This window comes from Haemophilus sp. HMSC061E01 (assembly GCF_001810345.1).
Taxonomy (GTDB): domain Bacteria; phylum Pseudomonadota; class Gammaproteobacteria; order Enterobacterales; family Pasteurellaceae; genus Haemophilus_D.
This window is the reverse complement of sequence record NZ_KV801015.1, coordinates 274,830-288,319: the sequence shown is the minus strand read 5'-3', so window position 1 is coordinate 288,319 and position 13,490 is coordinate 274,830. Positions and strand designations below refer to the sequence as shown.

The window sequence follows — 13,490 nt, the reverse complement described above, 5'->3', positions numbered from 1 at the left end:
TAACTTCTTAGGTTAATAAATAGCTTCTTTTCCTTTCTTGGATTTTTTGATAAACTGCCGAACGATTTTGGGGCTGATTCTGGATTCGACGGGATTAGCGAAGCCCAAGGTGCACGTCGAGGTGCGGTAGGCCTCGTAAATAAACCGCAAAAAAATAGTCGCAAACGACGAACAATACGCTTTAGCAGCTTAATAACCTGCTCATAGCCTTCGCTCCCCAGCTTCCGCTCGTAAGACGGGGATAAAGCGGAGTCAAACCAAAACGAGATCGTGTGGAAGCCACCGTTTGAGGATCGAAGCACTAAATTGAATCAAACTAGCTTAAGTTTAGCGTGTCTGTCCGCATGCTTAAGTGAAATTAAAGACGAGACTAAACGTGTAGTACTGAAGGTAGAGTAATTTCGGACGCGGGTTCAACTCCCGCCAGCTCCACCACAAAATAAACCTATCAAGTCCTATGAAAGACTTTAAAGCCTTGAAAATAATGACTTCAAGGCTTTTTTATTGCGCTTTTAACTTCTATCAAACTCTCGAATTTGAGTAGTACGTTTAATAGTTGGCGCTTATTGATTGGTTAAATTGTTGCATTAGTAAAGTGCTTAGTAATCGGTAAATTATCAGCTAAAGGAGAAAAAATGAATATTTTATTACTAGACGGTGGTAAAGATTTTGGCCATTCACATGGCGAGTTGAACCACACGCTTCACAAAAAAGCGAAAGAAGTTTTGACCGCACTTGGACACAATGTACAAGAAACCGTGATTGATGCCAGCTATGATGTTGAAGCAGAAATCGAAAAATTCTTGTGGATGGATGCCGTGATTTGGCAGATGCCAGGTTGGTGGATGCACGAACCTTGGACAGTGAAAAAATACATAGACGAAGTATTAACCGCCGGACACGGCAAGCTTTACCATAGTGATGGTCGTCATCGTGTCAATCCGACTGCAGGCTACGGCACAGGTGGTTTGTTACAAGGTAAAAAACACATGCTCTCGCTTACTTGGAATGCCCCGATTGAAGCGTTCACTCGCGAAGGCGACTTCTTCGAAGGCAAAGGCGTGGATGCTTTATACATGCACTTCCACAAACTTAACGAATTCATCGGCTTGACCCGTCTGCCGACATTCTTATGTAACGATGTGATTAAAAATCCACAAGTAGAAAAATACTTAGCGGACTACCAAGCACACTTGGAAAAAGTATTTGGTTAATTGCAAAAATACGTTGAAATTTGACCGCACTTAATCATTTTAAAAACCGTATGAAACGATCATTTCAGACGGTTTTTTATTTATTCATATTATTTCAATTTCGCTTTGAAGAACTGCTCGAATTTATCAAACGGAATTTTGCCCGTGTTGTTGTCGTATTCTTTAATAAATTTAGGGGTTTCCGCCATGAAATCTTTTTTGGGATTCTTCAAAATTAGGTTGAATGGTTCGTCAGGGTGTTTCTGATGGGTAAACAAGGTTTCAGATAGCTTTGAAGGCTGCCTGAAAAATATTACTTGTAAACTTACCCGTTCATTGAAAAACCCCTACATTTGGTAGGGGTCGAGTTAACAGGCTTTATTTTAGTTTGGCGGCTAGTTTGTCGAATTTTTGTTTAATGTCGGCTTTGAAGGTTTCCAATTTTTCTTTAAATTCGGCTTTGCGCTGTTTCTTCCATGCCTCGTGCGCTTGGCGTTCCACCTCCCGTTGTGCTTCTACGGCAGCCAGCACGTCCCGTTGGACGACAGTGGCATCTTGACGCAGGATGACGGTTTTGAAGCGGTTGAAGAACCCGTCCAACACGGATTCGTCGGATTCTTGAGCCAGGATAATCACGGCAGTACTGCCGTCATTCAGTTTTTGGGCGGTATTTTCTAACAGTAGACCTTCTCCGATAGTAGCCGCCGTGCCTGCGTCGCTGCCGATGAGCGCGCCGGCCGTACCACCCAGCAGCATGCCAATTGGGCCACCGAGTATGCCCACCAATGCGCCGATAAGACCGCCCGTCCAAGCCCCTCCTTCGGTGTTTGCGGTAAAGTCCGTGCTTTCCGCCGGGATAATTAGGCCGTTTTCCTTTTTAATCAGGACGGCTTGGGCAATCAAAGTATCGGCAGTCTGCGTGTAGGCCTTCAATTCGGAAAAGGCTTGATAGGCTTCGCTAGGAACGTCAAATAAGGCGACAATAACATTTTGTTTCATAGAACACTCCTTATGTGGGTTGGAAAAGCTAATCAAACACGATATGCGTTTGATTATTACCAATGTAACATATAGTGATTGAGTTAACAACTAGTGATTGAGTTAACAACGTAACGTAATAAATCGGGTTTTACCCGCGACACAGGCGAGGCGGGACTGGAAAAAGGCATTGCCAATCTGATTGTCTACGGTTCGGCATTTCTGGCCAATCCCGACTTGCGCGCCACTTTGAGCTGGGCGCAGAACTGAACTAGCCCGACCGTGCCACAATGTTCCGCAGCGTGGAGCATGGTTATACCGATTACCGGTTTTGTAATTAGCAAATAAAAGCAGCCTGCACGCGGAAAACCAAAGTGCAGACTGCTTTTTATTTTTCAGGTAGCCTTTGGCTTTCAAACGCTCCATCAGGGTACCTGAATAAATCCCCGTTCAGCTTCGCTTCTAGCGTCTCCCACCGCTCCAATTTTTCCAGCAGCAGCGTTTCAATTTCCTCCGCACAGGCTTGCAGGTGGCCGGCTTTTTCGTAGTATTTGAAGATTTCGCCTTTGCCAAAGCAAATAACGTAGAAATCGCCAATGTGCTGGAAAACTGGTTGGTAGAAAAAGGATTGAAATAAAGTAAATAGCGGTCTATTTTTGAAACGGATTTGTAAAAATGCGTTGAAATTTGACCGCACTTAAAAGCTGATTCCAACAATATCCCTACAAAAAGTTTTTCCCAGAGTACAGTTTTGTTATCATTACTCTAAAGTTTATAACGAATGGGAGTAAAACGTGGAATTTTGGCACGGTTTTTTATTAATTACAGGGATTCACTTATTAGCCGCTATTTCCCCTGGGCCTGACTTTATTTTTGTTTCTCAACAGACATTAAGTCGAGGTCGCAAAGCGGGAATGATTTGTGCATTGGGTGTTGCGTTGGGATTAGGCATACATATCACTTATTCCGTTTTGGGCTTAGCAGTGGTGATTGCACAGGCTTCATGGTTACTCACCGCAATTAAAATTGTGGGTGGCGCTTATTTGATTTGGCTAGGTGTTCACGGTTTACGTGCTAAAGCTAAAAAAGAGGTTACAGAGGTTCGCAAAATAGAAGTGGCGCCTCAAAGCCCACTCAAAACCTTATGGAAAGGTTTTTTATGCAACGTATTAAATCCGAAAGCTCCTGTTTATTTTGTTTCGGTGTTTACTGTCGTGCTTTCCCCTGATATGCCATTGTGGCAGTTAGCTATTTACGGGGTGTGGATGATGGTCTTGCAATTTGCGTGGTTTGCCGTGGTGGCATTTTTGCTTTCCATTCCTTCCGTTAATGGACAATTCCAACGTGCTGGACATTGGATCGATCGTGTACTAGGTGTCGTTATGGTTGGTTTAGGTATAAAAGTCGTTTCAAGCTAATCAAACACTTTTTTATGTTCATATCAAAAGCCGTCTGCATTTACAGACGGTTTTTATTTACCTAAGATTTTGTGAAAAACATTAAAAATGAGATAATTCTTAAACCTTTTAAGAGGCTTTATTGATAAAAATATTTGGAGAAAGCATGGAACACAAACTTGAGGACATCATTGCGATTTTTAATCAATGTTTTGAAGAAGAATATAATACGCGATTGGTTAAAGGTGGGGATGAGCCGATTTATATTCCTGCAAATGATGAGGTGCCTTATAATGCGATTTACTTTGCGAGAGGCTTTTACAGCAGTGCATTACATGAAATTGCCCATTGGTTAGTGGCGGGGAAAGAGCGTCGTAAATTAGAAGATTTTGGCTATTGGTATGAGCCGGATGGACGTTCTGAAGATCGTCAACGTGATTTTGAAAAGGTGGAAGTGAAGCCTCAAGCATTGGAATGGATTTTAGCCACAGCGGCAGGTTTTCGTTATTTTGCTAGTGCGGATAATTTGAATGGCAATCCGGGAGATACGCAACCATTTAAGCAAGCGGTGTATGAACAAGTAAAAACCTATGCAGAAAAAGGCTTACCAAAACGTGCCGAAACCTTGCGTCATGCCTTGGCTCAATTTTATGGCGCAGAAGATCGAATTGATTTAGCGAAATTTGATGTTACTCGCATCTAAAGTGCGGTCATTTTTAGGCAGATTTTGCGTCTGTCAATTCTCCCTAAAATCGGCTAAAATAGGTCGATTTTATTTTTGGCTTTAACTTTATAAAAATATGAAAGATTCTATTATTGCAAAACTTGAAAGTTTAAAAGAACGTTATGAAGAATTAGAGGCATTGCTAGGCGATGCGTCGGTAATTTCGGATCAGGATAAATTCCGTGCGTATTCTAAAGAATATTCACAACTTGAAGATGTGGTGAAATGTTTTAATCGTTGGAATCAGCTTAATTCTAACATTGCTGAAGCAGAATTGATGTTAGATGATCCTGAAATGAAAGAAATGGCAGAAATGGAAATTGAAGAATCCAAAGCCGAAATTGAAGAAGTGGAGCAACAACTTCAAATTCTTTTATTACCGAAAGATCCAAATGATGAATATAACTGCTATTTAGAAATTCGTGCGGGTACAGGTGGGGATGAAGCGGGTATCTTTGCCGGCGATTTATTCCGTATGTATAGCCGTTATGCAGAAAGTAAACGCTGGCGTGTTGAAATACTCAGCGCAAATGAAAGCGAGCAGGGCGGTTATAAAGAAGTGATCGTTAAAGTAAGCGGTGATGGTGTGTACGGTCAGTTAAAATTTGAATCAGGCGGCCACCGTGTACAACGTGTACCAAAAACGGAAAGCCAAGGTCGTATTCATACTTCAGCTTGTACTGTTGCGGTAATGCCTGAATTACCAGAATCTGAAATGCCGGAAATCAATCCTGCAGATTTACGTATTGATACCTACCGTTCATCTGGTGCGGGTGGTCAGCACGTTAATACAACAGACTCTGCGGTACGTATTACTCACATTCCAACGGGTATTGTGGTGGAATGTCAGGATGAGCGTTCACAACATAAAAATAAAGCTAAAGCGATGTCTGTATTGGCTTCACGTATTGTTCAAGCAGAGCAAGAACGCCAAGCGGCAGAGCAAGCAGATACCCGCCGTAACTTATTAGGTTCAGGCGATCGTTCTGATAAAATTCGTACTTATAACTACCCACAAGGTCGTGTAACAGATCACCGTATCAACTTAACGCTCTATCGCTTAGATGAAGTGATGAACGGCAAAATTGACGAGCTTATTCAGCCGATTATCACTGAATATCAAGCAGATCAATTAGCGGCGTTATCTGAGAGTAATTAATTGCTAGAGCATCGAGTTTTAGATGCTCTTTTTTTAAAGTATTTACCTAAGGGAATATGCCATGTTAGTGGAAAATAATAATTCAAAAAAAAACTATACGGATAAGGTGGTTGATATTTATCCAATTCAACTTGCAAATAGATTTAAACGTTGGTGTGTGGCGTTTATTGATAATTTGATGGGGTATTTTTTTGTGTTTGCAGGAGTAAGATTATTTTCTATAGGAGAAAATGCAGAGCTGGGACTTCTAATTGGATTGGTTTTGTATATTGCTTTGCAATTATATTTTATGAAAACTTATAGGCAAACATTGGGAAAATATTGGTTAAATATTAGAGTCTTAGATTATTCAACAAATCAACCAGTTAGTTTTGGAAAGTATGTTGTTAGAGAAATTTTAGATTTTATTTTACATCTGACAGGTTTGATTTTAATTAGTGTGATTGTCGTTTTTGTAAGCCGTGAACGCCGCTCGCTAACTGATGCTATAATGTCGACAATAGTTGTTAAAACTCTATGACTTACAACAAATGGTTACTTAAGGCTATTGAAGCCTTAAATCAGGTAAATCCGACAGAGAATGGTAAAGTTGATGCGTTAGTGCTATTGCAACACGCAACGGGTAAATCGAGAACACAAATTTTAGCTTTCGATGAAACGGAAATTGATGAAAAAGTGCGGTTAAAATTGACCGCACTTTTAGATCGTCGTTTAAAAGGCGAACCTATCGCTTATATCCTCGGTGAAAAAGAATTCTGGTCCTTGCCTTTAAATGTGTCTGAAGGAACATTAATTCCTCGCCCCGATACTGAAATTCTTGTAGAAAAAGCATTACAAATTGCGTTAGAAAAACTGGAAGAAAATCCACCGCACTTTCGTATTCTCGATCTTGGTACCGGCACTGGCGCCATTGCGTTAGCGTTGGCTTCTGAGCTTTCTCCTATTTGTCAAAAAAAGCATATTCAATTAGATGTCATTGGTGTTGATTTAATGCCAGAAGTCGTCAAATTAGCGCAATCCAATGCCGAAAAAAATCAGCTCAAGGTGCAATTCTTACAGAGTCGTTGGTTTGAAAATGTTGAAGGGCAGTTTGATATTATCGTCAGTAATCCGCCTTATATTGATGAAGCCGATGAACATCTTTTCCAAGGTGATGTGCGTTTCGAGCCTCGTTCGGCGTTGGTGGCGGGCGAAAACGGTTTAGCTGATTTACGTCATCTTATTGAGTATGCACCAGTACATTTAAAAGATCACGGCTATTTATTGTTAGAGCATGGCTGGAAACAGGGTGAAGAAGTGCGGTCAATTTTCTGGCAAAATCATTGGCAAGGGGTTGCAACCATACGGGATTATGGCGACAATGAGCGCGTAACATTGGGATATTGGAAGCGGTAATGAAATACGATCAAAAAGCCTTATATGCAGAGCTGACTCATTTTTATTTGAGCATTTGTGAGAAAGAGCAACTTGATGAGCCTCGTCTAAGAGGGCTTGTTGGAAGCTTGGTGCGCAAAGCTCGCCAAGCTATTCCAGAAGAATGGGATGATAAAGTTAAAATTCATCAACTCTTGCAGTTATTTTACGGTGATTGGGGCTTTCATTGCGATGCGGATACTTATTTCTATGCCCGAAATTTATACCTTCCGTATATTTTAGAAGAACGTGAAGGCATGCCAGTGAGTCTTGGCGCTTTAGTACTTTATCTCGCCGCAAGTTTAAAATTGCCGATTTATCCCGTGAATTTCCCGACGCAACTGATTTTACGTGCGGAAGTGGATGGCGAAGTGGCATTTATTGATCCTTGGTGCGGAAAATATATTTCAGTGGATGAATTGAAAAAACTCTATGAAGGCGCCTTTGGTTTTGGGGCTCAAATTCAACCGGAAGATTTAGCTCGAGCAGATATTCCGATGCTTACCGTACGTTTCCGTCAGCTTGCCAAAAATGCCTTAATTCGTGAAGAACAAAACGATTTGGCGTTTAATTATATCCAATTCTTGTTAGCAGGAAGAAAAGATCCTTACGATATTCGCGATCGTGGCTTAGTGTTGGCGCAAATGGGCGCTTATCCTTCAGCCATTGAGGATTTGGAATATTTTGTGGATCAATGTCCAAATGATCCCGCTTCTTCTCTGTTAAAAACTCAACTTTTAGAACTGAAAGGCGAAGCATTGAAAGATGCCAAGTCCATCCATTAAAAAGGAAATATTATGCAAAATAAAATTGTAAAAATTGGCAATATTGATGTCGCAAATGACAAACCTTTTGTACTTTTCGGCGGGATGAACGTGCTTGAAAGTCGCGATATGGCAATGCAAGTTTGTGAAGCTTACGTAAAAGTGACTGAAAAGTTGGGCGTTCCTTATATTTTTAAGGCATCTTTCGATAAAGCTAACCGCTCTTCAATTCATTCTTACCGCGGGCCAGGCATGGAAGAAGGTTTAAAAATTTTCCAAGAGATAAAAGAAACCTTTGGCGTGAAAGTGATTACCGATGTGCACGAAATTTATCAATGCCAGCCTGTTGCTGATGTGGTGGATGTGATTCAGTTACCGGCATTCTTAGCTCGTCAAACTGATTTAGTCGAAGCCATGGCAAAAACGGGGGCGGTAATTAACGTGAAAAAACCACAATTCTTAAGTCCGGGTCAAATGGGTAACATCGTCGATAAGTTTGAAGAATGTGGTAACGATAAAATCATCCTTTGTGATCGTGGTTCAAACTTTGGCTACGATAATTTAGTGGTGGATATGTTAGGTTTCGGTGTAATGAAAAAAGTGTCTAAAGGCAGCCCAGTTATTTTTGACGTGACTCATTCATTACAATGCCGTGATCCGTTTGGTGCCGCTTCAGGTGGTCGTCGTGAACAAGTGACCGAATTAGCGCGTTCTGGTTTAGCAATTGGCATTGCAGGCTTATTCTTAGAAGCGCACCCAAATCCAAACCAAGCAAAATGTGATGGCCCTTCAGCATTGCCACTTTCAGCATTAGAAGGTTTTGTCTCACAGATGAAAGCCATTGATGATTTAGTGAAGTCTTTCCCTGAATTAGATACGTCTATCTAATGGAGAAGTGCGGTTGAAAACAGCGTTGTTTTTGACCGCACTTTTGTTCTGTAAAAGGAGATGACAATGAATATCGTATTTTTAGACAGCACGGCAATTCCGAAACATATTCCTATTCCTCGTCCAAGCTTTCCGCATAACTGGGTAGAGTATGAATATACTTCCGCAGAGCAAACCATTGAGCGAGCAAAAGACGCGGATATTATTATCACCAGTAAAGTGATTTTAAGCCGTGAGGTGTTGCAACAATTACCTCAATTAAAATTGATTGCTATCACCGCAACGGGCACCAATAACGTGGATTTAGACGCTGCAAAAGAATTGGGTGTGACGGTTAAAAATGTGACAGGTTATTCTGCCACAACAGTACCTGAGCATGTGTTGGGGATGATTTTTGCGTTAAAACATAGTCTAGCTGGATGGCAACGCGATCAAATCACGGGAAAATGGACAGAGAGCAAACAGTTCTGCTACTTTAATTATCCTATTACAGATGTTAAAGGTTCAACGTTAGGCGTGTTTGGAAAAGGCTGTTTAGGTACAGAAGTAGGGCGTTTAGCAGAACTTTTAGGCATGAAAGTGCTTTATGCTGAACATCGAAATGCAGCAACGTGCCGTGAAGGTTACACACCTTTTGAAGACGTGCTAAAACAAGCCGATATTCTGACATTGCATTGTGCATTGACTGAAACAACTAAAAATTTAATCAATCAAGAAACCTTGTCACTTTGTAAAAAAGGTGCGTATTTAATCAATACTGGTCGTGGTCCATTGATTGACGAGCAAGCAGTTTGTGACGCATTAAAATCAGGACAACTAGGTGGTGCCGCATTAGATGTGTTAGTGAAAGAACCACCAGAGAAAAACAATCCACTGATTGAATTAGCGAAAACGATGCCTAATTTAATTATCACACCTCATATTGCTTGGGCGAGTGATAGTGCGGTAACCACGCTAACGAAAAAAGTGGCGCAAAATATTGAAGATTTCGTTCAACAATTAAATCAAAAATAATGAATTTACCTATTTCTTTATACGTCGCCCTGCGATATTGGCGGGCAAAAAGCGCTGATCGTTTTGGGCGACTTGTTGCTAATTTGGCAAGCTTTGGCATCGTACTGGGTGTGATGGCATTGATTATTGTACTTTCTGTTATGAATGGATTAGAAGGCTATCAAAAACAACAGGTACTTTCGAGCATTCCACACGCGATTCTTAGCCAAGAAGCGCCTATTTCGGCTGAAAAACCGCTTGAAAATACACCGCACTTTGTGCAAAAAGCCGTGCCGATTAATACGACGAATGTTGTGTTTCAAACAGCAAAAGGCGTAAGTGCAGGCCAAGTGATTGGTATTCAGTCTTTTTCAGATGATCCTTTATTAGAAGAGATCGCTCCTAGTCAGTTTAACCAACTTTTACCGCAAGGTGAGTTTAAGTTGATTATTGGCGATAAGTTAGCGCAAAAATTAGGCTTAGCAGTGGGTGATAAGGTTCGTTTAATGATTACGGAAAACAGCCAATACACCCCGTTTGGTCGCGTGCCGATGCAGCGTTTATTTACGGTGAGCGAGCTTTACTATGATTATGGCGAAGCATCAGGCTATGAAGTTTTTGCTAATTTAGCCGATATTGGTCGCCTAATGCGTATTCAACCAGGTGAGGCGCAAGGCTATCGTTTATTCCTAGATGATCCTTTCCAAATCACAGAATTACCAACTTATTTTAAAGAGAGTCATATCAGCGATTGGCGTGTCCAAAAAGGTGAATTTTTCCAAGCAGTTCGTATGGAAAAAAATATGATGGGCTTGTTGATTAGCTTAATTATTGTTGTGGCGATTTCGAATATCGTGACCTCATTAAGTTTAATGGTGGTGGATAAACAAGGGGAAATCGCTATTCTGCAAACGCAAGGTGTCACTAAATCACAAGTGCGTTCTATCTTTATTTATCAAGGTTTATTGGTGGGGCTAGTGGGCACATTGATTGGTGCTGTACTGGGTGTATTAATCACCTTAAACCTTGGGGCAATTTTAAGTGCGGTCAATCCGAATGGTGTTTTCTTGCCAACATCCATTGAGCCTGTGCAAGTCATTATTGTGATTGCTTTTTCTTTATTATTATCTTTATTATCAACCATTTATCCAGCTTATCGTGCGGCGAAAACTGAGCCAGCGGAAGCATTACGTTATGAGTAAAATATGAATAACTACTTATTAGAATGCCAAAATATTAATAAATTTTACCAAGAAGGCGAGAACCAAACCCAAGTATTAAAAGGCGTAAGCTTTGCCATGAAACCACAAGAATTAGTGGCGATTGTGGGGAGTTCTGGTTCAGGAAAAAGTACTTTATTGCACACTTTGGGTGGTTTAGATCAGCCAAGTAGTGGGGAAGTCTTTATTAAAGGGCAATCTTTGCAAAAAGCGTCTGAAAGTGAATTGGCTAAATTACGTAACCAAAATCTCGGTTTTGTGTATCAATTTCACCATTTAATGGCGGATTTTACCGCATTGGAAAATGTAATGATGCCGATGTTAATTGGTCGTCAGAATAAAACAGAAGCAAAAGATCGTGCTGAAAAAATATTAGGCGCAGTAGGCTTAAGTCATCGCATTACTCATCGTCCATCTGCACTTTCTGGCGGTGAACGTCAACGTGTTGCGATTGCTCGTGCATTGGTGAATAATCCCGCTCTTGTATTGGCTGATGAACCAACTGGTAACTTGGATCATAAAACCACAGAAAGTATTTTTGAGTTGATTCAAACCTTGAATGCGGAACAAAACATTGCGTTTTTATTGGTTACACATGATATGTCATTAGCGCAAAAACTGTCTCGTTGCTTAACCATGCAAGACGGCATTTTGAAGGAAGGTGCATAATGAATACGCCTTTTTTCATTAGTTGGCGTTATCAACGGGGTAAGCAAAAGAATCCATTGGTGGCGTTAATTTCAAAATTCTCTGCTATCGGTATCGCCCTTGGTGTGGCAGTATTGATTGTGGGATTAAGTGCCATGAATGGTTTTGAGCGTGAGTTGAATTCACGTATTTTGGCTGTCGTACCACATACGGAAATCACCGTTAATCCACATGCCAATGAAGCCACATTAAACCATTGGCAGAACCTTGCGGAACGTCTAAAAACAAACAAAAAAATTACCGCACTTTCACCTTTTGTGAGTTTTACTGCCTTAGTCGAAAATGGCAATAAACTTAAAGTTGTACAAGTGAAAGGGGTAGATAAACAAGCTGAAGATCAAGTGAGTTCTCTTGGTAAGTTTGTGGAAGGTGATGGCTGGCAGAAATTTGCAGAAGAAGGCGGATTGGTGCTGGGCTCTGGTATTGCCAAAGAGTTAGATGTTAAAGCAGGCGATTGGGTGTCATTATTAATCTCTCAACCGAATGGCGAAGATCAAATGGCTCAACCTAATCGTGAGCGTGTTCAAGTGACCGCTATTTTGCGTTTAGATGGTCAGTTAGACCACAGTTATGCCTTACTGGCATTACCTCAAGCGCAAGAATTAATGGGATATCGTGAAGATCAAATTACCGGTGTTGAATTGAAAATTGATGATCCATTTAAAGTACAAGAAATGGATTATTCGATGCTTAATGATTATCCGCAACTGCTTTATATTCAAAATTGGGTGGCAAAATTTGGCTATATGTATCGTGATATTCAACTTATCCGTACAGTGATGTATATCGCGATGGTGCTTGTAATAGGGGTAGCGTGTTTTAATATCGTTTCAACCTTAATTATGGCGGTAAAGGACAAGCAAGGTGATATTGCGATTATGCGAACCCTAGGGGCGAATAATGGATTTATTAAACAAATCTTTATTTGGTATGGCTTGCTTGCAGGAATGAAAGGCTGTTTGATTGGTATCGTGTTAGGTGTCGTACTTGCACTGAATCTCACGCCGATTATTCAAGGCATCGAGACATTACTCGGTAAAAAGTTGTTATCGGATGGTATTTATTTTGTCGATTTCTTACCGAGTGAATTACATTGGTTCGATGTTGTATTAGTTCTCGTGGCGGCATTGGTATTGAGTTTACTCGCCAGTCTTTATCCCGCCAGTCGGGCAGCAAAATTACAACCGGCTCAAGTATTGAGTAATCACTAATAAAAAATCAGGGATTAAGCATTTAATCCCTGATTTTTTTATTGTTCAACCGTTAATCATTACTGGTTTTCTTTATCTGTTTTTAATAAGCCAGATGAACCTTCGGAGTAATCGCGTGGAGGCTCTTCAGATTTGCTTTCTGATGAGGCGGTCACTAATTGCTGTGTAAATAAACCTTTGTCGGCTGGTTTACTGCCAAGCAAGGCTTCAGATGAAGTTGCATAGTGACGGTACAGTTTTTGATAATCACCAATTAAGGTTTTAAATAATTCAGCACTTTCTGCGAAATGTTTTTCAAGTTGTGCTTGTTTATCGCTTAATTGTGTTTTCACTTCTTTCAGTTCAGCTTCGGTCTGAACTTGTTTTTTTACGGAACCTTTTGTTAAACGTAATAATAAATAGCCTAAGATTACGCCAACCACAAGCCCAATCACAGCGGCTTGCCACATTTCTGGTGTCCATGATTGCATACATTACTCCTTATTTTGAATTCAATGTTTAGTGTAAAGGAAAACTGAAAAACTTTCTTTGCAGTTGATCACATTTTGAAAAAGCAGCGTTTACACAGCTGCAATAATCACGATCTCAACTTTCCAATCAGGATCTGCAAGTTTCGCTTCTACCGTTGCTCGGCTTGGTGGATTTTGGCTATCGACCCATTCATCCCATGCTTGGTTGAGTTGGGCATAATCAGCCATATCAGCAAGGAAGATTTGCGTGGTAAGAATTTTACTTTTTTCAGAACCAATTTCAGCCAATAATTTATCGATCAGTGAAAGGACTTCTTTGGTTTGCTCGTAAGCATTTTGCTTAACGGTTTTTTCCGGTACTTGACCGGCAAA

The 13,490-nt window shown here is 40.7% G+C and carries 15 protein-coding genes and 1 other RNA gene; 13 read left to right on the top strand and 3 right to left on the bottom strand.

The annotated features are described in order from the left end of the window. Window positions 1–69 precede the first annotated feature (69 nt). Window positions 70–435, top strand: a transfer-messenger RNA (tmRNA) gene (gene ssrA / locus HMPREF2732_RS07305). Between the two features lie 200 nt (window positions 436–635). Continuing rightward, window positions 636–1,214, top strand: a complete 579-nt coding sequence (locus HMPREF2732_RS07300; RefSeq protein WP_070592277.1) for an NAD(P)H-dependent oxidoreductase — start codon at window positions 636–638, stop codon at window positions 1,212–1,214. A 357-nt stretch (window positions 1,215–1,571) separates the two neighbouring features. Here HMPREF2732_RS07300 and HMPREF2732_RS07295 read toward each other — a convergent pair whose 3' ends face one another. Further along, window positions 1,572–2,192 carry a DUF1269 domain-containing protein gene (locus HMPREF2732_RS07295; protein WP_070592276.1) on the bottom strand — a complete coding sequence of 207 codons (621 nt, stop codon included), beginning with the start codon at window positions 2,190–2,192 and terminating at the stop codon, window positions 1,572–1,574. 773 nt (window positions 2,193–2,965) lie between these two features. On the opposite strand from HMPREF2732_RS07295, the gene HMPREF2732_RS07285 reads away from it, so the two are divergent. The 11 genes from HMPREF2732_RS07285 (at window position 2,966) to lolE (ending at window position 12,648) form a co-directional block, all read left to right on the top strand. After that, window positions 2,966–3,589 (top strand): LysE family translocator, encoded by a 624-nt coding sequence (locus tag HMPREF2732_RS07285; protein ID WP_070592274.1) that lies wholly within the window; start codon window positions 2,966–2,968, stop codon window positions 3,587–3,589. A 145-nt stretch (window positions 3,590–3,734) separates the two neighbouring features. Continuing rightward, on the top strand, window positions 3,735–4,271 hold the full coding sequence (locus HMPREF2732_RS07280) for an elongation factor P hydroxylase (RefSeq protein ID WP_070592273.1): 537 nt from the start codon (window positions 3,735–3,737) through the stop codon (window positions 4,269–4,271). A gap of 97 nt (window positions 4,272–4,368) precedes the next feature. Next, window positions 4,369–5,451, top strand: a complete 1,083-nt coding sequence (gene prfA / locus HMPREF2732_RS07275) for a peptide chain release factor 1 (protein WP_070592272.1) — start codon at window positions 4,369–4,371, stop codon at window positions 5,449–5,451. Window positions 5,452–5,512: 61 nt separating this feature from the next. Then, a complete protein-coding gene (locus tag HMPREF2732_RS07270; protein WP_070592271.1) occupies window positions 5,513–5,971 on the top strand; it encodes an RDD family protein in 459 nt (152 codons plus the stop codon). Continuing rightward, on the top strand, window positions 5,968–6,846 hold the full coding sequence (prmC, locus tag HMPREF2732_RS07265) for a peptide chain release factor N(5)-glutamine methyltransferase (RefSeq protein ID WP_070592270.1): 879 nt from the start codon (window positions 5,968–5,970) through the stop codon (window positions 6,844–6,846). The genes HMPREF2732_RS07270 and prmC overlap by 4 nt, the downstream gene beginning before the upstream one ends. Next, complete coding sequence (locus HMPREF2732_RS07260) at window positions 6,846–7,649, top strand: SirB1 family protein (RefSeq protein ID WP_070592269.1); 804 nt, start codon at window positions 6,846–6,848, stop codon at window positions 7,647–7,649. Before prmC ends, HMPREF2732_RS07260 begins: the two co-directional genes overlap by 1 nt. Window positions 7,650–7,661: 12 nt before the next feature. After that, the gene (gene kdsA, locus HMPREF2732_RS07255) at window positions 7,662–8,516 is read left to right on the top strand and encodes a 3-deoxy-8-phosphooctulonate synthase (protein ID WP_070592268.1); all 855 of its coding nucleotides are present in this window, start codon (window positions 7,662–7,664) and stop codon (window positions 8,514–8,516) included. A 66-nt stretch (window positions 8,517–8,582) separates the two neighbouring features. After that, complete coding sequence (locus tag HMPREF2732_RS07250) at window positions 8,583–9,530, top strand: 2-hydroxyacid dehydrogenase (protein ID WP_070592267.1); 948 nt, start codon at window positions 8,583–8,585, stop codon at window positions 9,528–9,530. Further along, the gene (locus HMPREF2732_RS07245) at window positions 9,530–10,711 is read left to right on the top strand and encodes a lipoprotein-releasing ABC transporter permease subunit (protein ID WP_070592266.1); all 1,182 of its coding nucleotides are present in this window, start codon (window positions 9,530–9,532) and stop codon (window positions 10,709–10,711) included. Before HMPREF2732_RS07250 ends, HMPREF2732_RS07245 begins: the two co-directional genes overlap by 1 nt. Before the next feature lie 3 nt (window positions 10,712–10,714). Further along, window positions 10,715–11,398, top strand: coding sequence for a lipoprotein-releasing ABC transporter ATP-binding protein LolD (gene lolD / locus HMPREF2732_RS07240; RefSeq protein WP_014065207.1), 684 nt, complete (start codon window positions 10,715–10,717; stop codon window positions 11,396–11,398). After that, a complete protein-coding gene (gene lolE / locus HMPREF2732_RS07235) occupies window positions 11,398–12,648 on the top strand; it encodes a lipoprotein-releasing ABC transporter permease subunit LolE (protein WP_070592265.1) in 1,251 nt (416 codons plus the stop codon). Before lolD ends, lolE begins: the two co-directional genes overlap by 1 nt. Window positions 12,649–12,707: 59 nt before the next feature. On the opposite strand, the gene HMPREF2732_RS07230 is transcribed toward lolE, so the two are convergent. Continuing rightward, window positions 12,708–13,118 carry a Z-ring associated ZapG family protein gene (locus HMPREF2732_RS07230; RefSeq protein ID WP_070592264.1) on the bottom strand — a complete coding sequence of 137 codons (411 nt, stop codon included), beginning with the start codon at window positions 13,116–13,118 and terminating at the stop codon, window positions 12,708–12,710. A gap of 90 nt (window positions 13,119–13,208) precedes the next feature. Further along, window positions 13,209–13,490, bottom strand: a 282-nt coding sequence (locus tag HMPREF2732_RS07225; RefSeq protein ID WP_070592263.1) for a RidA family protein, incomplete at its 5' end; no start/stop codon positions are given.

Coding starts and splice junctions, on each gene's coding strand:
- HMPREF2732_RS07260 (WP_070592269.1), top strand. CDS start 6,846: ATGAAATACGATCAAAAAGCCTTATATGCAGAGCTGACTCATTTTTAT.
- HMPREF2732_RS07245 (WP_070592266.1), top strand. CDS start 9,530: ATGAATTTACCTATTTCTTTATACGTCGCCCTGCGATATTGGCGGGCA.
- prmC (WP_070592270.1), top strand. CDS start 5,968: ATGACTTACAACAAATGGTTACTTAAGGCTATTGAAGCCTTAAATCAG.
- HMPREF2732_RS07250 (WP_070592267.1), top strand. CDS start 8,583: ATGAATATCGTATTTTTAGACAGCACGGCAATTCCGAAACATATTCCT.
- HMPREF2732_RS07295 (WP_070592276.1), bottom strand. CDS start 2,192: ATGAAACAAAATGTTATTGTCGCCTTATTTGACGTTCCTAGCGAAGCC.
- prfA (WP_070592272.1), top strand. CDS start 4,369: ATGAAAGATTCTATTATTGCAAAACTTGAAAGTTTAAAAGAACGTTAT.
- HMPREF2732_RS07280 (WP_070592273.1), top strand. CDS start 3,735: ATGGAACACAAACTTGAGGACATCATTGCGATTTTTAATCAATGTTTT.
- lolE (WP_070592265.1), top strand. CDS start 11,398: ATGAATACGCCTTTTTTCATTAGTTGGCGTTATCAACGGGGTAAGCAA.
- kdsA (WP_070592268.1), top strand. CDS start 7,662: ATGCAAAATAAAATTGTAAAAATTGGCAATATTGATGTCGCAAATGAC.
- HMPREF2732_RS07230 (WP_070592264.1), bottom strand. CDS start 13,118: ATGCAATCATGGACACCAGAAATGTGGCAAGCCGCTGTGATTGGGCTT.
- HMPREF2732_RS07270 (WP_070592271.1), top strand. CDS start 5,513: ATGTTAGTGGAAAATAATAATTCAAAAAAAAACTATACGGATAAGGTG.
- HMPREF2732_RS07300 (WP_070592277.1), top strand. CDS start 636: ATGAATATTTTATTACTAGACGGTGGTAAAGATTTTGGCCATTCACAT.
- lolD (WP_014065207.1), top strand. CDS start 10,715: ATGAATAACTACTTATTAGAATGCCAAAATATTAATAAATTTTACCAA.